Annotated in this window: 22 protein-coding genes and 3 pseudogenes; 14 read left to right on the forward strand and 11 right to left on the reverse strand. The window is 59.6% G+C overall.

The window, feature by feature from the left end; translation table 11 throughout:
• Positions 1-408: 408 nt before the first annotated feature.
• Positions 409-1044, forward strand: a complete 636-nt coding sequence (locus AC1DH9_RS09520) for a hypothetical protein (protein WP_477808088.1) — start codon at positions 409-411, stop codon at positions 1042-1044.
• Between the two features lie 333 nt (positions 1045-1377).
• On the opposite strand, the gene AC1DH9_RS09525 is transcribed toward AC1DH9_RS09520, so the two are convergent.
• The 3 genes and pseudogenes from AC1DH9_RS09525 to AC1DH9_RS09535 form a co-directional block, all read right to left on the reverse strand.
• Positions 1378-1920, reverse strand: a complete 543-nt coding sequence (locus AC1DH9_RS09525; RefSeq protein WP_427543082.1) for a hypothetical protein — start codon at positions 1918-1920, stop codon at positions 1378-1380.
• A gap of 89 nt (positions 1921-2009) precedes the next feature.
• A pseudogene (locus AC1DH9_RS09530) lies at positions 2010-3182 on the reverse strand (histidine kinase dimerization/phospho-acceptor domain-containing protein); the annotation flags it as partial.
• An 8-nt stretch (positions 3183-3190) separates the two neighbouring features.
• The gene (locus tag AC1DH9_RS09535; protein ID WP_033865698.1) at positions 3191-3901 is read right to left on the reverse strand and encodes a response regulator; all 711 of its coding nucleotides are present in this window, start codon (positions 3899-3901) and stop codon (positions 3191-3193) included.
• A gap of 211 nt (positions 3902-4112) precedes the next feature.
• Between AC1DH9_RS09535 and AC1DH9_RS09540 the strand changes: the two genes are divergently transcribed.
• The 5 genes and pseudogenes from AC1DH9_RS09540 to AC1DH9_RS09560 all read left to right on the forward strand — a co-directional run bounded on the left by AC1DH9_RS09540 (position 4113) and on the right by AC1DH9_RS09560 (position 6981).
• Positions 4113-4391, forward strand: a complete 279-nt coding sequence (locus AC1DH9_RS09540; RefSeq protein WP_427543075.1) for a hypothetical protein — start codon at positions 4113-4115, stop codon at positions 4389-4391.
• A gap of 346 nt (positions 4392-4737) precedes the next feature.
• A complete protein-coding gene (locus AC1DH9_RS09545) occupies positions 4738-5418 on the forward strand; it encodes an acyltransferase family protein (protein WP_477808089.1) in 681 nt (226 codons plus the stop codon).
• 54 nt (positions 5419-5472) lie between these two features.
• Positions 5473-5813: pseudogene (locus AC1DH9_RS09550) on the forward strand (alkaline phosphatase family protein); the annotation flags it as partial.
• Positions 5814-5867: 54 nt separating this feature from the next.
• Complete coding sequence (locus AC1DH9_RS09555; protein ID WP_427543069.1) at positions 5868-6308, forward strand: bleomycin resistance protein; 441 nt, start codon at positions 5868-5870, stop codon at positions 6306-6308.
• Positions 6309-6402: 94 nt separating this feature from the next.
• Positions 6403-6981, forward strand: coding sequence for a DedA family protein (locus AC1DH9_RS09560; RefSeq protein ID WP_427543066.1), 579 nt, complete (start codon positions 6403-6405; stop codon positions 6979-6981).
• Positions 6982-7283: 302 nt separating this feature from the next.
• On the opposite strand, the gene AC1DH9_RS09565 is transcribed toward AC1DH9_RS09560, so the two are convergent.
• The gene (locus tag AC1DH9_RS09565) at positions 7284-8459 is read right to left on the reverse strand and encodes an acetylornithine/succinylornithine family transaminase (RefSeq protein ID WP_477808090.1); all 1176 of its coding nucleotides are present in this window, start codon (positions 8457-8459) and stop codon (positions 7284-7286) included.
• Between the two features lie 102 nt (positions 8460-8561).
• On the opposite strand from AC1DH9_RS09565, the gene AC1DH9_RS09570 reads away from it, so the two are divergent.
• Together AC1DH9_RS09570 and AC1DH9_RS09575 are read left to right on the forward strand one after the other, a co-directional pair.
• On the forward strand, positions 8562-9470 hold the full coding sequence (locus tag AC1DH9_RS09570) for a LysR family transcriptional regulator (RefSeq protein WP_427543060.1): 909 nt from the start codon (positions 8562-8564) through the stop codon (positions 9468-9470).
• A gap of 132 nt (positions 9471-9602) precedes the next feature.
• Entirely contained in the window at positions 9603-10616 is a 1014-nt protein-coding gene (locus tag AC1DH9_RS09575; protein WP_427543057.1) for a GGDEF domain-containing protein, read from the forward strand.
• Between the two features lie 7 nt (positions 10617-10623).
• On the opposite strand, the gene msrA is transcribed toward AC1DH9_RS09575, so the two are convergent.
• The 3 genes from msrA to msrB all read right to left on the reverse strand — a co-directional run bounded on the left by msrA (position 10624) and on the right by msrB (position 13462).
• Entirely contained in the window at positions 10624-11331 is a 708-nt protein-coding gene (msrA, locus tag AC1DH9_RS09580; RefSeq protein WP_427543054.1) for a peptide-methionine (S)-S-oxide reductase MsrA, read from the reverse strand.
• A 62-nt stretch (positions 11332-11393) separates the two neighbouring features.
• Positions 11394-12899: a hypothetical protein gene (locus AC1DH9_RS09585; RefSeq protein ID WP_477808091.1), complete on the reverse strand. Its 1506-nt coding sequence runs from the start codon at positions 12897-12899 to the stop codon at positions 11394-11396.
• A gap of 44 nt (positions 12900-12943) precedes the next feature.
• A complete protein-coding gene (gene msrB, locus AC1DH9_RS09590; protein ID WP_427543048.1) occupies positions 12944-13462 on the reverse strand; it encodes a peptide-methionine (R)-S-oxide reductase MsrB in 519 nt (172 codons plus the stop codon).
• Between the two features lie 152 nt (positions 13463-13614).
• On the opposite strand from msrB, the gene AC1DH9_RS09595 reads away from it, so the two are divergent.
• From AC1DH9_RS09595 to AC1DH9_RS09615, 5 genes and pseudogenes are all read left to right on the forward strand, one after another.
• Positions 13615-14331, forward strand: coding sequence for a response regulator transcription factor (locus tag AC1DH9_RS09595; RefSeq protein ID WP_216741180.1), 717 nt, complete (start codon positions 13615-13617; stop codon positions 14329-14331).
• A complete protein-coding gene (locus tag AC1DH9_RS09600; protein WP_427543045.1) occupies positions 14328-15854 on the forward strand; it encodes a sensor histidine kinase in 1527 nt (508 codons plus the stop codon). The genes AC1DH9_RS09595 and AC1DH9_RS09600 overlap by 4 nt, the downstream gene beginning before the upstream one ends.
• Positions 15855-15944: 90 nt before the next feature.
• Positions 15945-16457, forward strand: a complete 513-nt coding sequence (locus tag AC1DH9_RS09605; RefSeq protein WP_477808092.1) for a hypothetical protein — start codon at positions 15945-15947, stop codon at positions 16455-16457.
• Between the two features lie 283 nt (positions 16458-16740).
• Positions 16741-17445 (forward strand): hypothetical protein, encoded by a 705-nt coding sequence (locus AC1DH9_RS09610; RefSeq protein ID WP_477808093.1) that lies wholly within the window; start codon positions 16741-16743, stop codon positions 17443-17445.
• Positions 17446-17843: 398 nt separating this feature from the next.
• A pseudogene (locus AC1DH9_RS09615) lies at positions 17844-18083 on the forward strand (YebG family protein); the annotation flags it as partial.
• Positions 18084-18246: 163 nt separating this feature from the next.
• Here AC1DH9_RS09615 and AC1DH9_RS09620 read toward each other — a convergent pair.
• The 4 genes from AC1DH9_RS09620 to AC1DH9_RS09635 form a co-directional block, all read right to left on the reverse strand.
• Positions 18247-19356, reverse strand: coding sequence for a dihydrolipoamide acetyltransferase family protein (locus tag AC1DH9_RS09620; protein WP_477808094.1), 1110 nt, complete (start codon positions 19354-19356; stop codon positions 18247-18249).
• Between the two features lie 28 nt (positions 19357-19384).
• Positions 19385-20371: an alpha-ketoacid dehydrogenase subunit beta gene (locus AC1DH9_RS09625; protein WP_427543034.1), complete on the reverse strand. Its 987-nt coding sequence runs from the start codon at positions 20369-20371 to the stop codon at positions 19385-19387.
• Complete coding sequence (gene pdhA / locus AC1DH9_RS09630; protein ID WP_427543031.1) at positions 20364-21461, reverse strand: pyruvate dehydrogenase (acetyl-transferring) E1 component subunit alpha; 1098 nt, start codon at positions 21459-21461, stop codon at positions 20364-20366. The genes AC1DH9_RS09625 and pdhA overlap by 8 nt, the downstream gene beginning before the upstream one ends.
• A 101-nt stretch (positions 21462-21562) precedes the next feature.
• Entirely contained in the window at positions 21563-22582 is a 1020-nt protein-coding gene (locus AC1DH9_RS09635; protein WP_477808095.1) for a Leu/Phe/Val dehydrogenase, read from the reverse strand.
• Positions 22583-22766: 184 nt separating this feature from the next.
• Here AC1DH9_RS09635 and AC1DH9_RS09640 point away from each other — a divergent pair, with 184 nt between their 5' ends.
• Positions 22767-23570, forward strand: a complete 804-nt coding sequence (locus AC1DH9_RS09640; RefSeq protein WP_427543025.1) for a SirB1 family protein — start codon at positions 22767-22769, stop codon at positions 23568-23570.
• Positions 23571-23602 lie beyond the last annotated feature (32 nt).

The raw sequence follows: 23602 nt of genomic DNA on the forward strand, positions 1-23602 counted from the left end.
GTCAGAAACTCAGTGGCAGGAAGTAAGGAGTCAGTGGCATTAAGCGGAGCGTTCAATATCTTTAATCAAGGCGGGCTGTTATTAAATATTAGAGTTCACAACATTATTGCGCGGATAAAATGGGCGACCTGGGCAAGGCTGCCCATTTTTTATCTATTTTCGTGACAACTGAACACCGCCCTCACCTCCAGCCCTCCCACTGCAAGGTTTCTCGGCTCAACAACCTTGATCAACGCTGATTGACTTCCCACGTACGTGAAGCAGCCCTTCAGGCTATTGAAAAAATCTGTTTTTTCCTGTTCCCAGCCAAATTTTCTTAGATATGGCCTTTTGAAATCACCTGACACTCTCTAGAATCCGCCCCGCACTCCGCATGGAGGCGCTTTGCCATCAATTAAGGAAGTCGTCATGCAATCTGGAAAAATTCTGGGGTTGGCCCTGGTGCTTGGGCTGAGCGGTTGCGCCAGTTTTACCAAGGACGAAGTGGCTCCGGTGACTATGCCGTCCATGTCCGCTTATTCGAACAAGCCGAATGTCTATGTCGACTTCGACTTCTATCAGGGCGAGCCAAAAAGCGCTTCAGCTGTTKAAGTTCCACAGGCACGCGACATGCTCAAGCCTGAACTGCAAAAAGTGCTGAACGATTCCGGGCTCTTTGGCCGCGTCACGCTGGACAAGTTCCAGCAACAGCCAGGCGACTACAACCTGCGCCTCAAGGTGTACAACCACCCGCCGGGAGGTGGTCAGTTGGCCATGGCCTATATCAGTGGACTCACCATGACCGTCATCCCTGCGATGGGGACGGATGAATACACCATGAGCCTCGAGGCGCTTGACCAACAAGGGCTGCCAGTCAGCAATACCAGTAACCATGACGCGGTCCATACCTGGATTGGCATCTGGTTTCTGCCTTTGATGGGTAACACCCCGAAAGCGGCGGTGAGCGATACCTTCAGTCGTCAGGTCAACGCGTTGCTCAAACAATTGGTAGAGAGCAAGAGCCTGAAATATTCGGCACTCGATTCCCACGTGCCACGGGCCTGATAAAAAACAAGAGCCGCACTTGCGGCTAATGCCGATCAGTTAAGAAAACTCAGCACCTGAATGCTCTGTTCTGATCCGAAATCCACCCCTCACCCCAGCCCTCTCCCCACGAGGGAGAGGGGAAAGGGAGCAGATCTCCATGCCTTTCGAAACCTGAGTTCGACTCGGACATTCAGGTCGATGTAACTCGAAAGACCACCTCGGTCAGTTCTCTCACCCCTGGGGAGAGGGCTAGGGTGAGGGGGAGCTTGAGCCTGGCGAACAGCCCGAAGCACTCCTCGCAAAAATAACGTTAACTGACTGGCATTAGCACTTGCGGCTCTTTTATAACCCTTATTTCAGGGCCTGAATGAACTGCGGATCGCTGTACAGGCTCTTCAACAAATCACGAACCATCGGGTTGTAGGCATTGGCAGCATTCGGGATCGCAATGAATCCGAAAAAACTGCTGTCCCATTGGCGATTCACATCCTTGGTCGCGTCATAAACCACCTCATTGCCCTTGAACATCGTGAAACGGGCTGCAAGCTCGCCAGTACCGGTGCCCATGCCTCCTGTCAGCTCATTTTTGACCAGCAATACATCGAGGCGCCGCTGTGCATGCGGATCCAGCAGGCCTGCTCGACGCAGTTCTTCGTTAATGGCCTCCTGAATATGCAGAGGGATGCTGCCACTCGGCGAACGGATCGGATTAGCCCGAACCGTCAACGAGCCCTGGCCAGAGTCCGCCTTCACTTGAGCATTGCTGATCGATTGCAGCGGTGGGGTCTGTTTAAGCTGTTGGACGTTCTCGTAACTCGGTTCATAACGCGTCATGGTCACACCGCAACCTTGCAGCAGCACGAGCAGTGGGACGAGCAGGAGGGATTTTTTCACGGCGTTTCCTTGCGTGAGTACAGGGGAGCAGGATTATCGTTAGATGGCAGCTGGCCATCAACCACGAATCGTCTCTAACTTTCCTGCACCGGCAATACCACTTGTTCATAACTGTCAGCCGGGATCCCCGGCCCACGGTCGAGTACGCGAACGATCACCTGTTCGTCCTCCTGGCGCAGTTCAATCGCCGGCTCGCTGGCGTACTTGATCGCGTTATCCAGCAAGTTGGTGATCACCCGTTTCAGCCCCAGTGGGCGGCCGAAGTAGACCAGTCGGGGTGGGCCGCTGAAGGTGATGTCGATGGACTGGTCGCGGTAGTCGTCGATCAGGGTTTGCAGCAGTTCGGCCAGGTCGAACTGGGTTGCCTGTTCCAGGCGGGCGTYGTCGCGGAAGAATTCCAGGGCGGAGTTGATCATGGCCTGCATTTCGTCGACGTCGCGAAACAGCCGTTGCTGCTGCTCGGGGTCTTCGATGAATTCGCCACGCAGGCGCATGCGGGTCAGCGGGGTGCGCAGGTCGTGGGAGATGGCGGCGAGCATCTGCGTGCGGTCTTTGATGAAGTGCTGCAACTGGGCCTGCATGGCATTGAACGCGAGGATCGCCTGACGGATTTCATGCGGGCCGACCGGGTCGATGGGCGGTGCGCGGAAATCGACGCCAAAGCGTCGGGCGCCTTGGGCGAATTGCTGCAGGGGTTTGGCCAGTCGGCGGGTGGCGATCAGCGCGACGATACCGGTCGACAGCAACACCAGCAGAATCACGATCAGGGTGCGTGGCCCTTCCGCCAGCCCCCAGCTGCGTGACGGCACGCTGAACATCAGCCAGGACTGATCCGCCAGTTGCACCAGCAAGGCGTAATGCCCGTTCTTCTGTGGCCAGTCGCCGGGTTGATAGGCTTCGACCCGGCGGGTCGGTGTGTTGAACAGGCGCTGGGCCTCCGGTGAGGCGGTGCGGTAAGCCGCTTCAGGAGTGTCCGGCAAGTCGAGGCCTTGACGGGTGGCATGCCAGCTGACGCTGAAGGTACTTTCGCTGGCGGCCTCGGCCAGGCGTTCGCGCTGCGATACTTGTGAGGCTTCGATCATCCGGGTAATGGACGCGGTTTTTTCCAGGAGGCCGGTTTCGGCCAGCGGTGGATACGCCCAGACGCCGGCCAACTGGATAAACAACGCGTTGAACGCCAGCGACGTGAGCATCGCAATGAGGGTGGTCAGGGCAATCCAGCGGGCCACCGTATCCCGCGGGCGCAGACGCAAAGCTGCCATGAGTCTGTTCACTGGCGGGTCACGCTGGGGGTGAACAGATAGCCGCCGTTGCGCACGGTACGAATCATCTCGGGGCGCTTGGTGTCGTACTCCAGTTTGCGTCGCAGGCGGCTGACCTGAACGTCGATGCTGCGATCGAACGCCTCATGGGTGCGGCCCCGCGCCAGGTCCAGTAACTGTTCCCGGGTGAGAATGCGCTGCGGATGTTCGACAAACACCAGCAGCAAGTCGAACTCCCCGGCTGACAGCGGAATCATCACCTGATCCGGTGAGCGCAGTTCCCGGCGGGTAAGGTCCAGTTGCCAGTCGGCAAACTTGATCAGCGGGCGCGGCGCTTCCCCGGTCAGCGGGCGGCTTTCGCCGGCCCGGCGCAGCACGGCGCGCACGCGGGCCAGCAGCTCCCGGGCGTCGAACGGTTTACTCAGGTAATCATCGGCGCCCATCTCCAGCCCGACCACCCGATCACTCAACTCACCCATGGCGGTCAGCATGATCACCGGCGTCGGGTATTGCTGGCGCAGGCGTTGGCACAGCGTCAGCCCGTTCTCGCCCGGCAGCATCAGGTCGAGAATGATCAGGTCCGGCGCCTGGCGCTCAATCGCCGCCCACATCGAGGCKCCATCGGTGGCCACTTCCACCGCGTAACCTTGTTGCACAAAAAACTTCTTCAGCAGCGCGAGGACCTCAAGGTCGTCGTCCACGATCAAAAGACTGCTCACCAGCGGCATCACTTAAGGTCTGAAAGAACCCACATCTAAAACCATTCAGCGTGGTCCGTCATATATTTCAATCGGGTAACAAAGCGACAGCGCGGTAAAAAAGCAGACATCTTTGCGCAAGGCTCGAATGTCAGCATCTATCCTCTTTTCCCGAAGACTGTTTGCTCATGCCCTCGCTCACGCGTACACCGCTGCCAGGAAGCCCAGACCGATGATCTCTGAAAACCAGCCGCTGATCCTGCAACAACGCGTGGTGAAACACGCCAACGCCAACCTGCACTGCCGCGAAGTCAGCCTGCAACTGTCGAGTGACCAGCGCGAGATGATCCTCACCCGCTACACCGAACACTACAGCCCCGACGGCCTGCAATGGGTCGAACGCAGCCACCGCGTGCCGGTGACCGATCTGCTGCGCTGGGTGATTGAGAATGGTGAGGCGCAAACGTTGATGCAAGGTGGTGACGCTTTGGAAGTCTTGCCGATGAGCTGACCGGCTAGAGCCTGTCCGACGATCGGTTCGCCAAGCTTGGAACAATAGGGGGGCGGGTTTACTTTCATAAGAACCGGATGCCGGTTTGAAAAAACATGTCCCCATTAACCTTTTTCCAACCTTTAGAACCCGAGGTCCCTATGACACACAGATAAGACGGACTATACTTCCCGTTTTCAAGATGGCCAGCCGATGCTTAATTCAATCCAGTTCCTCAGAGCCTTTGCCGCGTGGATTGTAGTACTGCATCATTACGTACAGATTTTCGATAACAAAGACAGCAACTCAATTACAGCCTCACTCTACAATTACCCTAGGATTCACTCCAGATTTCTTACTCAAAAGCATGTTTTTCATACCCGCCGAGAATCCTTCAGGGCTGGGATTATACCCCCTACTAACGGTAGGATGGACCTTAAACTTCGAAGTTGTTTTTTATGTCATATTTGCCTTATCACTACGCCTTCCAAAAAACATTCTGGCCCCAGCGCTATTAATAGGCATTACCCTAATAGAGACAGTATTACCCAAAGCAGGAGGATCACTGGCATTTTACAGCGCGCCCATTATTTATGACTTCCTGCTTGGCGTTGTCATATCGATAATCTACAAAAATGGGTATCACCGGGCGATACACTTCGGGCCTGCCATCGCCATTATCCTGCTGTCTATTACTGCGATTGCAGCATCAGACTTTGTCGATCACAATCCTTTACGAAGCGGATTACCCTGCGCCGCAATAATCCTCGCATTTATTTCCCAGGAACCCCTCTTTTCGAAAACGTCACTTATAAGTAAACTGGGAGACTGGTCTTATTCAACTTACTTAGCACACCCCTTAATCATCTGGTACGCACTTACAGCTCAGCAAAAACTAGGATTAAACCAAGCACTCACGCTGACGGGCATTTGCCTGACAACCGTATTGTTTTCCTTCCTTAGTTATAAATATATCGAACTTCCAACGTCCACAATACTCAGAAGAAAACTGGGGCAGTCGAGCAAAGCATTACCAACATCCACTTGATTCTGAACATTCCAATAATGGGGACACCCACAGCCCTTGTACCGACACATTTTTTACAAGGTGCTGATTCGCCATCGCAAGGCCAGCCCGAGCATCTAGCAAATCACCAGCAGCGGCATCAAAAACGAGTTTCCGCCGAGCCTGCTCGAGTGGTTCGACCGCCTCAACCGCTGGCTCTCCTCACCGCGCTCGCCTCTCAACTGGCTGACCAAACGTCAATGTATGAAGGTGATTCCGCGCCCCCCGAACACGCCGTGGCCGGCGAACGGTTGTGGAATTCGGCAGGAATTGGCCAGGTGTTCTTCAATGAAAAGGGCCTGCCATTGGAGATTTATCAGCACAACGCAGATGATTCGCCGAGAACCCGAATGGTCGCGCCTGCTCAGGCGGATTGAGGTGGTATTTTCAGGGCAACATTGATCAGGTCAGATGCGCATTAAAGGAGACGTATGCTTTCAAGGAACAGAATGGTCCCCGAACTGATGGTCGGCGACATCAGGAACAGTCTGGATTTCTGGACCAGATTGGTTGGCTTCAGGGTCGCCTACGACCGCCCCGAAGAGGGATTTGCCTACCTCGATTTCGACGGGGTGCAGGTCATGCTGGAGCAGTACGACCCGCTCGAAGGGCAATGGGTGACCGCTCCACTGGAACCGCCATTTGGGCGCGGCATCAACTTTCAGATGACGGTCGACAGTGTCGAGCCGATTCTCCAGCGGCTGGCCGCTGCCGAGTGGCCAATGTTTCGCCCGCTTGCCGAGAAGTGGTATCGATCCGGTACGGTGGAGGTCGGCCAGCATGAGCTGTTGGTGCAGGACCCGGACGGTTATCTGCTACGGTTGGTTGAGTACCTGGGGGAGCGTCCGCTCTCGAATGTCGCATCCACATAATCGCTTCAATCATGAATGCACGGGCAACGACCCCAGCCGATAACGGTCCACCATTACTCAGCCTCCACAACACGCCAAAGGCCGCCAACCGCCCATGTTCGAGCACATAGACCTCAATCACCTCCTCGCGACCTACGGCTATTGGGCGGTTTTTATTGGTTGTGTCATGGAAGGCGAAACCATCCTGATATTGGGCGGCATGGCGGCGCATCAGCATTTGCTGAAGCTTTGGCCGGTGATCGCCTGGGCCAGCGCCGGTGGGATGTTGGGGGATCAATTGCTGTTCTGGAGCGGCCGTTATTTCGGCACGCGACTGCTACCTCGCCTCAAACGCCAGCAAGCGCAGATCAAGCGCGTCAGCGGATTGATCGCACGCTACCCGTCGATGTCGGTTTTTTCGGTACGCTTTCTGTACGGCATGCGGTTGGTGGGCCCCATGGTGATCGGTGCCAGTGGCCTGTCGCCGTTGCGTTTTTCACTGTGGAACATGCTCGGTGCAATGGTTTGGGCCACACTGTTTGTCAGCGGCGGTTATTGGGCGGGCGAAGCGCTTCAGCAATTGTTTGGTGATCTCAGACCTTACCGGTTGCCGATTGCCTTGGGTGTTGTGCTGGTCGTTGTGGTTGTGGCGGTAATCGTGCACCTGAGAAACACGCGTAAGTTGCAGCAGTAAATCTGAGCACGTTTTACTCGGATCGAACCTACCTTTTTCAAGGAAACGTCTTGAAGACAACGGAGCATACCGAGCGCCTAATCGAGGCTGGTTACTAAACTCCGAGCGTTTCGACCCATCATGACCACCTCAACCAACGCCAACGAAACAACCTATCTTCTTGCTTCACGAGCCAACTCTGAACGTCTCATAGCCTCAATCTGCAACTTGCGCGCAGTGAAGGACGTAAAAGACGAGTGCCGGCAGGTGGTATTTCAAAAACACTCTGAAATACCGCCTGCCGTAAACAAAGATGGAGTTGGTTAATCCCCTCTCACCACCCGCCCTACCCCGCGCACAATCATCTCCACCTCCCGCTCATCAATAGTCAGCGGCGGCAGCAAGCGGATGGTCTTGCCCCGTGTCACGTTGATCAGCAGCCCGTGGTCCCGCGCAGCGATCAGGGTCAGATCGCGAATGGGTTGGGCCAGTTCGATGCCGATCATCAAGCCTTGGYCACGGATCGCCAGCACTTGCGGGTTGCCATCGAGTTCGGCGTGCAAGCGTGCGAGCAGGCGTTCGCCCTGACGCTTGGCGTTTTCCAGCAAGCCTTGTTCTTCGATGATTTCCAGCACGGTGCAACCCACCCGACACGCCAGCGGGTTTCCGCCAAACGTGCTGCCGTGGCTGCCCGGTGTGAACAATTCGGCGGCTTTACCGCGAGCCAGGCAAGCACCAATGGGGACACCGTTGCCCAGGCCTTTGGCCAGGGTCATGACATCCGGGACGATACCTTCGTGTTGAAAGGCGAACCATTGCCCGGTACGGCCGATACCGGTCTGGATCTCATCGAGCATCAGCAGCCAGTTGCGCCGATTGCACAATTCGCGCAGGGCTTTCAGGTAACCGGGCGGCGCGAGTTTCACGCCGCTCTCGCCCTGAATCGGCTCCATCAAAACCGCCACGATGCGCTGACCATGAGTCTGGTGCGCCTTATCCAGCGCGGCGAGATCGCCGAATGGCACTTTGATGAAATCCCCCGGTAACTCCTGAAAGCCCAAGCGCACCGCAGGGCCATCGCTGGCCGACAAGGTGCCCAGCGTGCGGCCATGAAAGGCATTTTCCATGACCACCACCAACGGCTGCTCGACACCTTTGTGCCAACCGTACAGCCGGGCCAGTTTCAACGCAGTTTCATTGGCCTCGGCGCCGGAGTTGTTGAAGAACACCCGGTCAAGCCCCGACAACTGCGTCAATTTGTGCGCCAGCCGTTGCTGCCAGTCGATGCTGTACAGGTTGGAGGTGTGCAGCAACAGGCCGGCTTGTTCGCTGATGGCGCTGACCACCTTCGGGTGCGAGTGGCCGACATTGGTCACGGCCACGCCCGCCACCGCATCCAGGTATTCACGACCGGCCTGATCCCACAGGCGTGTGCCCAGCCCTTTGGTAAAGCTCAAGGCCAGGGGTTGATACGTGGTCATCAGGCAGGCGGCGGTCATGACATCAAGCTCCATCATTGGTCAGTGTTTTTGCAGTATCGTTAGCCACCTGAGCTGGATAAACGCCGTAACTCTTCAATCATTTTAAAGCTGGGCTTGATAATGGACTTACTGCTGGCAATGTCGGTTTACGTGAAAGTGGTCGAGGCTGGCAGCATGACCGCTGCCGCCCTGGAGTGCGAAATGTCGACCACCATGGTCGGCAATCACCTGCGGGCGCTGGAGCAACGCCTGGGTGTCAGCTTGCTGCACCGTACGACGCGGCGTCAGCGCTTGACCGAATTTGGCTCGACCTATTATCAGCGCTGTCTTGAGGTGCAGGGGCTGGTGGCCGACTCCGAACGGCTGGCCGAACAAACTCAGTGCGAACCCAGCGGAACGCTGCGGATCACCGCCCCGCTGACCTTTGGCACGGAACGCCTGGCGCCCGCCTTGAGCGAATTCGTGTTGCGCTGTCCGCAGGTCAAGCTGGACGTGGTGTTGACCAATCAACGCCTTGATCTGCTGGACAACGGCTTTGACGTGGCGATTCGCCTGGGCAATACCGAACCGTCCAACCTGATCGCCCGGCCACTGGAGGACTACACCCTGACCATGTGTGCCTCGCCGGCGTACCTGGCACGCCGTGGCACACCGCAAAAACCGGAGGAACTGGCCGATCACGACTGCCTGGCCTTCGCCTACCCGGCGGGCGATGAATGGCGCTCGGTGGAAAAACAGTGGCGCCTGAGCGGCCCTGACGGGGAGATCGTCGTAGCGGTGAGCGGTCCGATGCTGATCAACAGTTCATCGGGCCTGCACCAGGCGGCACGCACCGGAATGGGAGTGGTGATGCTGCCGGATGCTCTGGTGGATCAAGACCTTCGGGAAGGGAAACTGGTGGCCCTGATGCAGGACTATCAACTGCCCCGTCGCCCGATGAATCTGATTTACGCGCAGGACCGCTACCGTTTGCCGAAACTGCGCAGTTTTGTCGAGTTTGCGTTGCAGACGTGGGGTAAACAGAACTGATTTGTGCACGCCATTATTGCTGCGAAAAAGGCTTCTACACCTTGATATCCGGCACTACAGTGTCAACGTGCCATGAGTTATTCTTTACGATTGGCTGGCCACTTGAAGATCAGGGCAGCAGGGAGAGCGGTGATGGTTGAGTTGTCCAGTATCGAGCCGTTGAAGGTCAGCCTGACTGATCTGAATGAAGACATGCTGCACGCGATTCTGGAACTGGTCAGCGACGGAATCTGGGACTGGAACGCCAACACCGGGTTCGTCTACCGCAATCGCGGCTGGTACGACATGCTCGGTTACGAGCCCCATGCTCTAGAGAACAACGTGCTGACCTGGGAGAACGCGATTCATCCCGACGATTACCAGCGGGTGATGATGCATTTCGATGATCACCTGCATCAGCGCTCCCCCCATTACCAAACCGAGTACCGTTGCCGCAAACAGGATGGCAGCTACATCTGGATCGAGGATCGCGGTCATGTGATCGCACGTAACGCCAATGGCTCAGTGGCACGGATGATCGGGGCCAACCGCAGCATTGAAGACAAGAAACGTCTGCTCGAACAACTCGAACGGCGCAATCATTCCCTCGAAGCGATGGTCGAGGAACGGACCCGCGAGTTGTCTCTGCTCAATCAGCGGTTACAGGCTCAACTGGACGAGAACCGCAAACTGGCAGAAAGCGACACCCTGACCGGGATCGCCAACCGTTACCTCCTGGAAAAAGCCCTGCCACTGGAATGCGAGCGCTCCCAACGCTTTCGTCAGCCGCTGTCGCTGATCGCCATGGACATCGATGACTTCAAAAATATCAACGACCATTACGGCCATGCCTTGGGCGACGCGGCGTTGGTGCACGTGGTCGAAAGCGTCAAACGCTGCGTGCGCGAAGGTGACTTGCTGGCCCGTTGGGGCGGTGACGAGTTCATTGTGATCCTGCCCAACAGCACCGCTGCCACCGCACGCGCCGTCGCCGAAAACATCCGCCTTGAGCTGTCGAGCCTGCCACCGGTGGGCGACTTCCGGGTCACGATGAGCTTCGGCGTGGCGCAACGCTTTGAAGACGAGCAACAAACCGGCCTGCTGGCTCGGGCGGATCAGGCGTTGTATCGCTCGAAGATCATTGGCAAGAACATGATTTCCGGTTGATCCAGCACTACATGCCAGTCTTCACCAACACCGGTTTCTCCTGATACCGCTCCGGGTACAGCTGTTTGAGTTGCGCCACTTTCGGCAGGTCGTTGATCACGATGTAGGGATACGTCGGATGCTCCGTCAGGAAGTTCTGATGGTAGGCCTCGGCCGGGTAGAAGCCGTTGTAGGTTTCGAGTTTGGTCACGATCGGTTTGTTGAAGGCGTGCGCTGCATCGAGCTGTGCGATGTAGGCCTGGGCGACTTTTTGTTGCTCGGCACTTTCGACAAAGATCGCCGAGCGATATTGGGTTCCGGTGTCCGGGCCCTGGCGATTGAGCTCGGTGGGGTTATGAGCGACCGAGAAGTAGATTTGCAGCAAGGTGCCGTAGCTCACCTGAGCAGGATCGAAAGTGACCTGAACGGATTCGGCATGGCCTGTGTCACCCTCGCTGACACGCTCGTATTGCGCGGTGTTCGCTGCGCCTCCGGCGTATCCGGAGAGCGCATTCTTGACGCCTTTGACATGCTGGAACACGCCTTGAACGCCCCAGAAGCAGCCTCCGGCGAACACCGCCGTTTCGCTGTTGGTCTTGGGCGTTTCATCGAGGGCAGGCGGCGCGATGGCGACCGCGTCTTCGGCAGCGCCGAATGAAAAGGCCATGCATTGGCCTGCGACTGCAGCGACGGTCAGCCCGAGCAGGGTCTGGCGCCAGGTAAATCGGGTTTTCATGATGACGACTCCTGCATAAGTAGATTCAAAGATCGCAGCCTTCGGCAGCTCCTACATGCTCATCAACCAAAGGTAAACGCATACGCCGACACGCCCGGGTCGAGGAACTCGATGCTGAAGGTCCGATCTGCCACGTCGCCGGGTTGGCGCACCAATTGGTAGAGGCGTTGTTCGGTGACGCTGCCGCTGCCATCCGGGGCGACGTCGGTGCCGTGGGCATCGCCCGGGGCCTTGCCGTCGATCATCACTTTGAAACGCACCGGTTTGCCGTCAGCACCAGGGCCCAGCACCAGGTGCAAGTCGCGGGCATGGAAGCGGTAAACGATGCGGCTGGCCGGGGCCGCCGAGGTGGCGCGCTCCGAACCGACGTTCCAGTGACCGTCCAGCGTCCAGTCATTCAGCGCCAGTGTCGCGGGTGCGCTGTAGGCGGCAACCTTGTCGGGCGCGAGGCTCGCCTCAGGTACGAAATGTTCCAAACGCTGGTAACCAACGTAGGTTTCCGGCGAGCGCACTTCGTTCATGTCCGGTGCCCGTTGCACACCTTGGGCGCTGGCATCGATCAGGCCATCGGCGGCCCAGGCTTTGACGTACGGCAAGGTGCGCAGGCAGTTGATGCAGGAGTAAGTCCAGAAATCCACCAGCACCACTTTACCCTTCAACGTTTGAGCGCTGAGCGGCGCTGAATTCAGCCACTGCACCGCACCGTCCAGCGGCGGCAGGTTACCTTCGACGGGCAGCGACGCGGGAGCGTTGGCGGCCACTTTCATCGCACCACCGGCGGCCATCATGCCGGCGCCTGATTGATCGTCGGCGGACGTCGGAATCCGCGCCATCATCGCCCCGGACTTACCCGCCAGTCGACCGACCAGCGCCTGTTCAAACCCACCGGTGGACGCGGTCGACACCCGCGCCAGAAGCCCGGTGTCCAGGCCCAGGGCGATCGCGGCCACACCCGCCAGCATCGCCGCACCAAGACCACGGCGCAGCCATTCACCGGCGCCGATCGAACGCTTCATCGCCGCGAAGACTTTACCGCCCAGCAACAACGCGACTGCGAGGGAAGTGGCGGCGCCCAGCGCATACGCCAGCAACAGCAAGGTGGTGCCGATGCTTGCCCCTTGCAGCGCCGCGCCAGTCAGCACCAGCCCGAGAATCGGCCCGGCGCACGGTGCCCAGAGCAGGCCCGTGGCGACGCCGATCAGCAACGAAGCAGCGGGACGCGGCCGGGCATCGGCGCCCGCCGCTTCCGACAGTCGACTGCCGGCGGCCACCAGTGGACGCGTCAGCCGTTCGGCGAGTCGAGGCAGCAGCAGCGTCAGCCCGAACAGTGCTACGAACAGCAACGCGAGCCAGCGACCGTACTGATTGAGTTGCACCACCCAACCGCCGCCCACCGCCGCCAACGAGGCGACGAGCGCGAAGGTCAGCGCCATCCCCGCCAACAGCGGCAAGCCACTCTTGATAAACGGTTGCCCGGTGCGAGCGAAGACAAACGGCAGGACCGGCAGAATGCACGGGCTGAGAATCGTCAGCACACCACCGAGATACGCGAGGACCAGAAGCCACATAACAAGGACCTGTATGAAGTGAAGGAAAAAGCCTGCCCATGGTGTCAGGCCGTTTGCGGCTTGAAGGTCATCGCCAGACCGTTCATGCAGTAGCGCAGACCGGTCGGTTTTGGCCCGTCGTTGAACACATGGCCCAGATGGCCGCCGCAGCGTCGACAGTGAACTTCTTCGCGCAGCACGCCGAACGAGCGGTCTTCGCGGGTCGCGACGGCATGCTCCAGGGGCGCCCAGAAACTCGGCCAACCGGTATGGCTGTCGAATTTGGTTTTCGATGAAAACAGCGCCAGATCGCACCCCGCGCAGGCGAAAGTACCGTCGCGGTGTTCGTTGTTCAGTGCGCTGGAATAGGCCCGTTCGGTGCCCTCTTCGCGCAGGATTTCGTACTGCTCGGCGCTGAGCAGCTTGCGCCACTCGGCATCGCTATGGCTGACCTCGAAGGTCTCGGCGGCGCTCGCCTCGCTGATCAGCAGCGAGTGCCCGGTCATTTTTGGCAATACACCGGCAACCAGCGCCGCAAGGCCCAGCCCGCCGCCCGTTAGAAGAATCTGTCGCCGTGAAAACATGGCCCTCTCCCTAAATCCGCCGTGGATGACATGGAACACAGCCTAGGCTTGAGGTGATCGCCAAATCCTCACGTGGAGTTAAACAATTCGTGATAACTCGCCGAGGGAAAACCCCGCACAATACGAGCACTGCGCAACAGGATTAAGTCCCAATGGATCAACCCAAACGCGTCCTGGTGGTCGAGGACGACAAACACATCGCCGACCTGATCTGCCTGCACCTGCGCGACGAACATTTCGAGGTCGTGCACAGCGCCGATGGCAACGAAGGTTTGCGCCTGCTCGAGCAAGGCAGCTGGGATGCGCTGATCCTCGACCTGATGCTGCCGGGCGTCGACGGCCTGGAAATCTGCCGCCGCGCCCGCGCCATGGCCCGTTACACCCCGATCATCATCACCAGCGCCCGGTCGAGCGAAGTGCACCGCATTCTCGGCCTGGAGCTGGGGGCCGACGATTACCTGGCCAAACCGTTTTCGATGCTTGAGCTGGTGGCACGGGTCAAGGCCCTGCTGCGACGGGTCGACGCCATGGCCCGCAACCTGAAAATGGACGCTGGCAGCTTGACCTGCGACGGGCTGTTCATCGACCCGATCACCCGTGATGTGTCGCTCGACGGCAAGCGCCTGGACCTCACCCCACGCGAGTTCGACCTGCTGTACTTTTTCGCCCGGCAGCCAGGCAAGGTCTTCTCGCGCATGGACCTGCTGAACGCCGTCTGGGGTTACAGCCACGAAGGCTACGAGCACACCGTCAACACGCACATCAATCGTCTGCGCTCCAAGATTGAAACCGACCCGGCGCAACCAGTGCGGATTCTCACGGTGTGGGGCCGTGGCTATAAATTCGCCCCGGCGCAGGAGCAGCCATGAGACTGACACTCACCCAGCGCCTGTCGGCGGTGTTCGCCCTGTTGCTGCTGGTGTGCAGCGGCACGTCGGTGTGGATGCAAGTGCGCTCCAACCACATGCATGAGCTGGAAGTGGTGCAAGGCTTGTCCCGGGATCTGGCGCAGCACATCGCCCACGACACTCAGTTGATGGACGCCAATGGCCTGAAACCCGATGCGCTACGCGAGTTGTTCAGCCAGTTGATGCTGGTGAACCCGAGCGTCGAGGTGTACCTGCTCGACAGCAGCGGCCGGGTGGTCGGCAATGCGGCGCCCGAAGGCCACCTGCGTCGCGAGCAGGTCGATCTGGCCCCCGTGCGGCGCCTGCTCAACGGTGAAGCCCTGCCGATTCTCGGCGACGACCCGCGCAGCATCGACGGGCGCAAGGTGTTCAGCGCCGCACCGCTCAAGGTCAACGGTCAGCAGGTCGGCTATCTCTACGTGGTGCTGCTCAGCGAAGAACACGACCGCTACGCCGAACGCGGCGCCACCAGCGCGGCGCTGAATACCGCGCTGTGGTCGATCGGGATGGTCGCGTTGCTGTGCCTGATCGCCGGTCTCACAGCGTTTACCCTGATCACCCGACCGCTGCGCCGCCTGACCGACACGGTCGCACATTTCGACATCGACGGCGTACCGGTCGCCCCGCCCTCGCCGGCGCCCTCAGGTCCAGCGGAGAACCTCGCCACTCAGGACGAAATCGCCGTGCTCGATGCCGCCTTCCGGCAGATGCAAAAACGCCTGGGCGAACAATGGCGCTCCCTCACCCGCCAGGATCAGGAACGCCGCGAGCTGGTCGCCAATATCTCCCACGACCTGCGCACACCGCTGGCGTCGCTGCATGGCTACCTCGAAACCCTGTCGTTGAAAGACGCCAGCCTGACCCCGGCCGAACGCCGCCGCTATCTGGGCATCGCCCTCGATCAAAGCCGCAAGGTCGGCGGCTTGGCGCAGTCGTTGCTGGAACTGGTGCGCCTGGAACACGGCTTCGTCCAGCCGGTGCTGGAGCGTTTCTCCCTGACCGATCTGGTGCAGGACATCTTTCAGAAATTCGAACTGACCGCCGAAGCCCGACACGTGCAGCTCAAGGCGAGCTTCGCACCGAACGTCTCGGCGGTCTGCGCCGACCTTGGGCTGATCGAGCGCGTGCTGACCAACCTGTTCGATAACGCCTTGCGCCACACACCCGATGGCGGGGAAATCGACATCAGCCTTGTCCCGCAAGGCAAGTTCGTCGAGATCACCGTCAGCGACAGCGGCCCGGGCATCGCCACAGAACTGCGCGAAGGCTTGTTCCTGCGTCCGTTCAACATTGGTGGTGCGCGTCGTGATGGCGGTTTGGGACTGCGCATCGTGCACCGGATTCTGCAACTGCATGGCCGCGAGATTCACCTGATGGACGTGCCGGGACAAGGCGCGACCTTCCGCTTTTCTCTGCCAGTGGATGAGGAAACGGCGAGCGCGTTGGCGGTTCGCTCAATGAATTTGAATTCGCCCCAGCGATAATCCGCTAGCCTCCCTGACATTGACTCAAGCAAGGACGCTGACCATGTTTTACGCAACCACCCTGCCCCAATCGTGCAGAGGTATCCGCTGATGCTCGATATCCTGCAAGGCACACCGCTGTGGGTCTACGGGGTTTTMCTGTTGATCTGTTATTACGGGCTCAGGGCCAGGACGCCCAGCCGGGAAAGCAAACTTTCCCTGCTCATTACACCGGGCATCCTGACGCTCTGGTCATTCTTTTCACTGAACTACCACGAACATACCGAGTTGACGTTGGGCAGCTGGCTCGCCGGTATCGCGCTGGGCAGTCTGGCGGCGATTGTGTTGTTCTCGCGCCGTGGGCTGACGCTGGACAGCGACGGCAAAGACCTGATCGTTCCCGGCACCTGGAAAATTCTCTACATCTCTCTGCTGTTTTTTGCGGTGAAGTACTTCATCGGCTATCAATCCGCCGTTCACCCGGAGCGCTCGGCCAGTGTGCAGACGCTGGCACTCACCGGCATCGCCTCGGGGTTTACGCTCGGGCTCTTTTGCGGTCGGGCAATCACGCTGTACCGCGAGTTGATGGCGCTGCGGGCACTCAAAAGCGCTCCCGCTGGTTAAAAAACAACCCACGCTTTATCGCCAAGGCCATGGTTGAAGTGCTGGTCGCCGAAATGAACTGAATACCCAATGCCCGCCGGACTGCCTTCAGCCCCGCCTTCGAATCGAACGCGGGGCTTTTTTGCGCAACGATTGGCTGCTGTTGCGGTCACATCGGTCGCTGTGTTGCCCTGATCGTCCGTTGGTCCGTGACAACATCGCAGCGGTCCAATAGATTAGGCAACCCGAAAACGCCGATGCTGTTCTCGTCTCAAATTCTGTTTAAAGAAGTAGTGAAATTTCAATGCCAGATTCCAATACCGCTGAATCCGTAATCACCTTGTCGTCCAAAGCGGAATACGAAAACTCCATCAATCTTTCACAACACGTGCCGCAGGCCAAAACCATCAGCGAGATGGTCCTGGACGCCTTCCACACCTCGAAAGAAAGCGACCAGATTCGCGAGTTGCGCGCGGCCATCCGCCAGGCTCACGACCGCTTCGACGACGACAAGGCCTACGAACTGATGGGCGAACTCAAACAAYTCAAGGACGCCGAGGCCGCCGATATCGCCGCCCTGGAAGACCTGAGCAGCAAGTTCCCGATCAGCCGGATTCTGTCGAGCTTCAAGGATGACCCAGACTTTCAGGAGCTGGTCTATGGTCTGGCGCTGAAAGTGCTGAACCAGACCCATCAGGCCATCAGCAACCCAAGCGCCGGCAAGAGCAAGGCGGCCCGTGCCAAGAAAGAAATCGAAGTGTTCAGCATCAGCAAGGACGGCGCCAGCGTCAGCCTGCCGCTGCGCAATCCGCGCTCCAAACCGTACGTCGACCGTGAAGCCTTCGAATTCCTCGGTTTCACCTTTGTGGGTGAAGGCGACGAGGCGGAGCTTGCCAGCGAGACCTTCATCGACAATGCCGGCACCGAACAACCGGCCACCCGCAAGGCCATCGTCACCGCCCTGCAACAGCAGACCGCGTTCGACGGTTACAGCATCGCCGCGCAATAACCGCGGGCTACGCCCGTAGCAACTGTCGAGCCTGCGAGGCTGCGTCCTGGCTCCCGTAGCAGCTGTCGAGCTTGCGAGGCTGCGTCCGAGGACGAAGTCCTCGCCAATCCTGCGCACACGGTTTGCCTGAAAGAACGCATTGCCTGATTTTACGACCGCTTTGCGGCCGAACGCAGCCTCGCAGGCTCGACAGCTGCTACGGGAGCCAGGCTCGACAGTTGCTGCCGGTATGGAAGCCATTACCAGCAATGGGGCCGCTCGGCCCGCCTGACAAATCCTGAATCCGGTCTACATTAAAAAGCCACTACCCAAAGCGCAGGGATTCGCTTATCCTTTTGGCTGTATATAAATACAGTAGTCGCAAAAGACAACTATCGTGAAGGCATGTGAGGTGGTGAATGGCCGTCGAAGTGGTATACCGCAGCAGCCGAGATCTGGAGCGCTTGTTCATGGATAAAGCCGAAGCTGACCGTCATGACAAAATGCTCGAACTGGCCGAATTGCTGGCTGAAGTGTTGCAAAAAGCGGTTCCGTCGCTGACCGAGCAACAGGTGGAAGAAGCCGGGATCTACATGGCGAAAAACCGCGATGTGTTCGCCAAGGCGTTCAAGAGCCAGCCGGACGCCCTGTCCGAATTGCTTAACGTGCCTATCGCAGCCGTTGAACCCGTTGAGCCAACAGAACCAGCCGAGCCAGCGGAGCCTGCCAAACCCGCAAAATCGGCTAAGCCCGCGAAGTAAGCAACGCCCGAATTGAATAGGCCCTGAGTCACTGACTCAGGGCCTTTTTCATGCCCGCGTTTCAACTGTCCGGTTGTTCCAGTGCCTCGACCAACACCTTGAAGAACCGTGCCGCTTCCCCTCCCGTCACCACCCGGTGATCGAAGGTCAGCGACAGCGGCAATATCGGGTGCACCACAACCTTGCCCGCCATCGCCACTGGTTCGTCGCGAATGGCACCGGCCGCGAGGATCGCCACTTGCGGCGGTACGACAACCGGGTTGGCATAGCGCCCGAACATCGTGCCGAAGTTCGACAAGGTCAGGGTCGCGCCCATCATTTCCTTCGCCGGGATCGAACGCGCCTGCACGTCGGCGCGCAAGCGGGTGATGCCTTCTTTCAAATCATCTGACGAGCGATTGCCCACATCGCGCAACACCGGCACGAACAAACCATCGGGGGTGTCGACGGCAATGCCCAGATTCAGGGTGTCGTGGTGCTTGATCGACAAGGACTTGCCATCAAAGCCACTGTTGAGCATCGGCTCCACGGCACAGGCTGCCGCCATGGCCTTGGCCAAACGGATCAACGGATCGCGGGCACGGCCCCAGCGATGCAGGTCGGCATCGGCGTAGATGGTCACCGGCACCACCTCGGCGTGGGACCTGGCCATGTTCTGCGCCATGCTGCGGCGCACCCCGCGCAGCTTCTCCCCGCCAAATTTGTCGCGCTCGGTTTGCGAGGCASTTTCCACGTCGCTRCGGGTGATCAGCCCATTGGGGCCGGACCCGCTCAGCCCAGTCAACTCGACGCCCAGTTGCCGGGCCAGTTGCCGCACCGCCGGGGTCGCGCGAGGACTCATGTGTTCACGGGTCGAGGGTGCGGCGCCAATGAAAAACTGATCGTCCTGTTGGCTGCCGCCACCTTCAAGCCGTCCCACCACCGTGCCGGCATCCGCCTCGCCTTCATACCCCAGCAAAGGCTCGCCGACGTGCAGGATGTCACCTTCGCCGCCGAAGGTTTTCGCCACCACACCGTCGTAAGGTGCGGGAATATCCACCAGGGCCTTGGCAGTCTCCACCGAAACCAACAGTTGATCGGCCTTCACCGTATCGCCGACCTTGACGTGCCATTCGACAATTTCCGCTTCTTGCAGCCCTTCGCCCAAGTCAGGCAATTTGAAATATTTCATTGCAGCCTCCCGGGCCTCAGGCGCCTCTTTAGAAGTGGTGCAGCACGCTGTCGCAGGCGTGAAGGATGTCTTCGACGTTGGGCATGTACAGCAACTCTTGCCGATACAGCGGTGGCGGAATGTCCGGCGCGGTGACCCGCAGGATCGGTGCCTGCAAATCCAGCAATGCACGTTCATAGAGGCTGGCGGCGATTTCCGCGCCGACGCCACAGGTTCGTGGCGCTTCATGGACGATCACGCAACGGCCGGTCTTGCGCACCGACGCCTCCAGCGTGTCGAGGTCCAGCGGCTTGATGCTGGCGACATCGATCACCTCGGCCGAAATCCCTTGCTCCGCCAGCGCATCGGCTGCCTGCAAGGTTTCCATGACGCTGGCGCCCCAGCTGATCAGGGTGATATCGCTGCCTTCACGCAAGGTGAAGCAGGTATCGAGCGGCAGGCGTTTGCCATCGTCGATCAGCGGTTGCGGATTCATTCGGTAGAGCCGCGTCGGTTCGAGAAAGACCACCGGGTCCGGGTCATCGATGGCCGCCAGCAGCAGGCCATAAGCCCGCGCCGGTGACGAAGGAATCACCACGCGTAACCCTGGGATATGCGCAAACAGCGCCTCGGTGCTTTCACTGTGATGTTCCGGCGCACGAATGCCGGCGCCCATCGGCGTGCGCAGCACCATCGGGCAAGTGATTCGCCCGCGTGTGCGGTTGCGCATGCGGCTGGCGTGGGACACCAGGTGCTCCATGGCCGCGTAGATGAAGCCCATGAACTGGATTTCCAGCACCGGTTTCAAGCCTTGGGCGGCCATGCCGATCACCAGCCCGCCGAGCATGGTTTCGGCCAGCGGCGTATCGATCACCCGCTTGAAGCCAAAGCTGTCGCGCAGCCCTAGCGTGGCGCGAAACACACCGCCGTTCACGCCGACGTCCTCACCGAGCACAATCACGTTTTCGTCCTCGCGCATCGCCCGATGCAACGCCAGGTTGACCGCCTCCAGCAGCGTGACTTTGCCGTTACTCATGAGCGGCCCCTCCTGCACGGCGCGCCGCGCGTTCGAGCAACCACTCGCGCTGCTCGGCCAGCGCCGTTGGCCACTGGGCATAAACGTGATCGATCACCGATTTAGGTGACTGTTGGCCAGCCGCATCGAAGTTATCCACAGCGCCCTGCACCAGCGCCTGACACTCGGTAATCAGTGCCTGTTCGCGCCCTTCGTCCCATACGCCCTGCTCGGCCAGATAACGTTGCAAGCGCTTGACCGGTTCTTCAAGCCAGGCCTGTTTGACCTCTTCGGCCGGGCGATAACGCGTCGCATCGTCTGCGGTGGTGTGATCGCCGAGGCGGTAACTCACGCATTCCAGCAACACCGGACCTTTACCGTGACGCGCGCGTTCGAGGGCGATTTGCACCCGGTCGTAGACCGCGATTATGTCGTTACCATCGACTTGCTCGCCGTGGAAACCGGCGCCTATCGCCTTCTGTGCCAAGGTCGGCGCCGCACATTGAATCCGCCGTGGCACCGAGATCGCCCACTGGTTGTTGTTGATCACGAACACCACCGGCAACTGCCAGGCTCCTGCGACGTTCAAGGCCTCAAGAAAGTCGCCCTTGCTGGTGGCGCCATCGCCGCAGGTGGTCACGGCCACCCGGTGTTCACCGCGAATCTTGAAGGCACTGGCGACTCCGCACGCGTGCAGCGCCTGGGTAGCGATCGGCACACAGATCGGGAAGTCCTCGACCGCCGCGGGCTCGGCAAAATCGCTGCCGCGCTCATCGCCGCCCCAGTACAGCAAAATCTCTTCCATGCGCACCCCGCGCATCAATTGCACGCCAGTGTCGCGGTAATACGGGATCAGCACGTCCTCAGGATGCATCAGGCTGCCGACGGCCACGCCGATCGCTTCCTGGCCAAGCGTGGGTGCGTAAGTGCCGATGCGCCCGGTGCGTTGCAGGGCGACGGCTTTTTGATCGAAGAGACGGGTCAGGACCATTTGCCGGTAGAGACGGGTCAGCAGATTGAAGTCGTCGGCCCAGGCGGGTAGTTCGCTCAATGGCTGGCCGTCGGGGGATAAATAGCGGGTGTAGGGAAGGTCGACCTTGTTATGGGCCATGGCACAGCTCCTTGCACGCCGGGTCAGCGTGCCGTTGTCGGGCCTGACGTTCGTGGCGCCAGGCTCTGGGAGCAAGTCGACCGGGTAAGGCCCTCACTCCGTCATCGGTACAGCACTTTCTCTGCCAGCTCATCCGCCACCCGGGCCGGCGAGCGTTTTTCAGCCTGGGCATGGGCGAAGACTTCGGTCAGCCGCGAGCTGATTTTCGAGAKGTGCGCGGTGATGTTCGACAACGCCTCGCCACGGTGTTTGAGCGATACATAAATCAACCCGCCGGAATTGATCACGTAGTCCGGCGCATACAGAATGCCGCGGTTCTCCAACTGGTCGGCCACCTGCAGGTTGGTCAGCTGATTGTTGGCCGAACCGGCTACTGCGGCGCAGCGCAATTGCGCAACGCTGTGGCTGTTGAGCACGCCGCCCAGCCCGCAAGGCGCGAGGATGTCGCACGGGGTGCTGAGCAGCGATTCGTTGGCAATCGGACGGGCGCCCAACTGCTCGATGGCCAGTTGCACCTTGCCGGCGTCGATGTCGCTGACCAGCAATTCGGCCCCGGCGGCATGCAGTTGCTCGGCGAGGGCAAAACCGACATTGCCCAAGCCCTGGACCGCCACCCGCAGGCCTTCGAGGTTGTCACTGCCCAAGCGGGCCATGGCCGTGGCGCGAATACCGGCGAACACCCCCATGGCGGCATGCGGCGCCGGATCGCCGGCGGCGGTGGTGCTGGTGACATGTTGGGTTGTCTGGGCAATGCAATCCATGTCGGCGACCGAAGTGCCGCTGTCGATGGCCGTGATGTAGCGACCGTCGAGCTGTTCGACAACGCGGCCGAAGGCCTCGAACAAGGCTGCGCGACTTTCGACATGGGGCGGGCGAACGATCACCGCTACCCCGCCGCCCTGTGCCAGGCCGGCCAGCGCGGCCTTGTAACTCATGCCTTGCGCCAGGCGTGCAGCATCCATCACGGCGCTTTCATCGTCGGGATAGGCAAGGTAACGGCAGCCACCAAGGGCGGGGCCCAAACGGCTGCAATGAATGGCGATCACCGCCTTCAACCCGGTCACCGGGTCAACGCTCAGGTGCAGCGATTCAAGGCGAGTGCTTTGCATGAGAGCGAACATCGTAGGGCTCCCGAATCACTTCTTGTAGTCGCCAGTATAGGCCTGCGGCTGAAAATTGCTGAAGCGCACCGGAATAAGCAGCAGGGCTTTTAAAGCCTTTAAGACATAACCTGCAACGGCATGTGTAGAGCACTGGACGAATGCCTGAGACGGGGCTAAAACGAGGCATTCGACGGAGATTTTGATGAACCCGCGCCACGCTTTTTTCGCCTGTCTGCAACGCTCGCCACCGGCGCTCTTCGAAGCGGCGCTGTGGATCGCTGCCGAACACGATCCGCTGGTGAAGCCCGAGGTGCTGCTGGAGCAATTCAAGGATCTGCAACAACGGGTCAGTGCCGGTCTACCGATGTTGCCGGTCAGCGAGTTGGCCCAACCGTTGTTGCGGCGACTCAATGACATGGGTTATCAACAGGACGAATCCATCCCGCTACGCCCGCAGGCAGCGCTGCTCAACAAGGTGCTGGAACGCCGGCGCGGGCAACCGCTGGCGCTCGGTTTGATCGCAATGGAGTTGGCCCGGCGGCTGGAGATCCCAATGGTMGGGGTGAATTTTCCCGGGCACTTTCTGTTGCGGGTGCCAGGTGCCGATCATTTGCTCGACCCGTGTGGTGGTCGGCGCTTGTACCCCAACGACTGCCGCGAATTGCTGCAACGCCAGTACGGTCCGAACATGCAGCTCAACGCCGAGCATCTGCTCACCAGCGAACCGGTCCAGATGCTCCAGCGACTGTCGCGCAATTTGCGCCAGTTGCATTTGACCAACGACGACAACATCGACGCGCTGATCGATGCCGAGCGGGTGCTGGAGCTCGGTAATGCCTGCGTCAGCGACTACCTGGCCCGCGCCAGCCTCTATCAACGGCTGGAATGCCCCAACGCCGAGCGTTTCGACCTGGAGCATGCCTTGCTGCTCACCGACGACCCGATCCAGCGCATCCGCCTGACCGAACGGCTGGGGCATTTGCCGCCTAACAGCGTGGTGCATTGATTTTTGTGGGAGCGAGCCTGCTCGCGATGCAG

The sequence above is a fragment of the Pseudomonas sp. 05T35 genome (assembly GCF_056396605.1).

What these genes read in the sequence shown, in the direction of transcription:
- AC1DH9_RS09540 (WP_427543075.1), top strand. Translation starts at nt 4,113, where the DNA reads ATGATCTCTGAAAACCAGCCGCTGATCCTGCAACAACGCGTGGTGAAA.
- AC1DH9_RS09545 (WP_477808089.1), top strand. Translation starts at nt 4,738, where the DNA reads ATGTTTTTCATACCCGCCGAGAATCCTTCAGGGCTGGGATTATACCCC.
- AC1DH9_RS09555 (WP_427543069.1), top strand. Translation starts at nt 5,868, where the DNA reads ATGCTTTCAAGGAACAGAATGGTCCCCGAACTGATGGTCGGCGACATC.
- AC1DH9_RS09560 (WP_427543066.1), top strand. Translation starts at nt 6,403, where the DNA reads ATGTTCGAGCACATAGACCTCAATCACCTCCTCGCGACCTACGGCTAT.
- AC1DH9_RS09570 (WP_427543060.1), top strand. Translation starts at nt 8,562, where the DNA reads ATGGACTTACTGCTGGCAATGTCGGTTTACGTGAAAGTGGTCGAGGCT.
- AC1DH9_RS09575 (WP_427543057.1), top strand. Translation starts at nt 9,603, where the DNA reads ATGGTTGAGTTGTCCAGTATCGAGCCGTTGAAGGTCAGCCTGACTGAT.
- msrA (WP_427543054.1), bottom strand. Translation starts at nt 11,331, where the DNA reads ATGAAAACCCGATTTACCTGGCGCCAGACCCTGCTCGGGCTGACCGTC.
- AC1DH9_RS09585 (WP_477808091.1), bottom strand. Translation starts at nt 12,899, where the DNA reads ATGTGGCTTCTGGTCCTCGCGTATCTCGGTGGTGTGCTGACGATTCTC.
- msrB (WP_427543048.1), bottom strand. Translation starts at nt 13,462, where the DNA reads ATGTTTTCACGGCGACAGATTCTTCTAACGGGCGGCGGGCTGGGCCTT.
- AC1DH9_RS09595 (WP_216741180.1), top strand. Translation starts at nt 13,615, where the DNA reads ATGGATCAACCCAAACGCGTCCTGGTGGTCGAGGACGACAAACACATC.
- AC1DH9_RS09600 (WP_427543045.1), top strand. Translation starts at nt 14,328, where the DNA reads ATGAGACTGACACTCACCCAGCGCCTGTCGGCGGTGTTCGCCCTGTTG.
- AC1DH9_RS09625 (WP_427543034.1), bottom strand. Translation starts at nt 20,371, where the DNA reads ATGAGTAACGGCAAAGTCACGCTGCTGGAGGCGGTCAACCTGGCGTTG.
- pdhA (WP_427543031.1), bottom strand. Translation starts at nt 21,461, where the DNA reads ATGGCCCATAACAAGGTCGACCTTCCCTACACCCGCTATTTATCCCCC.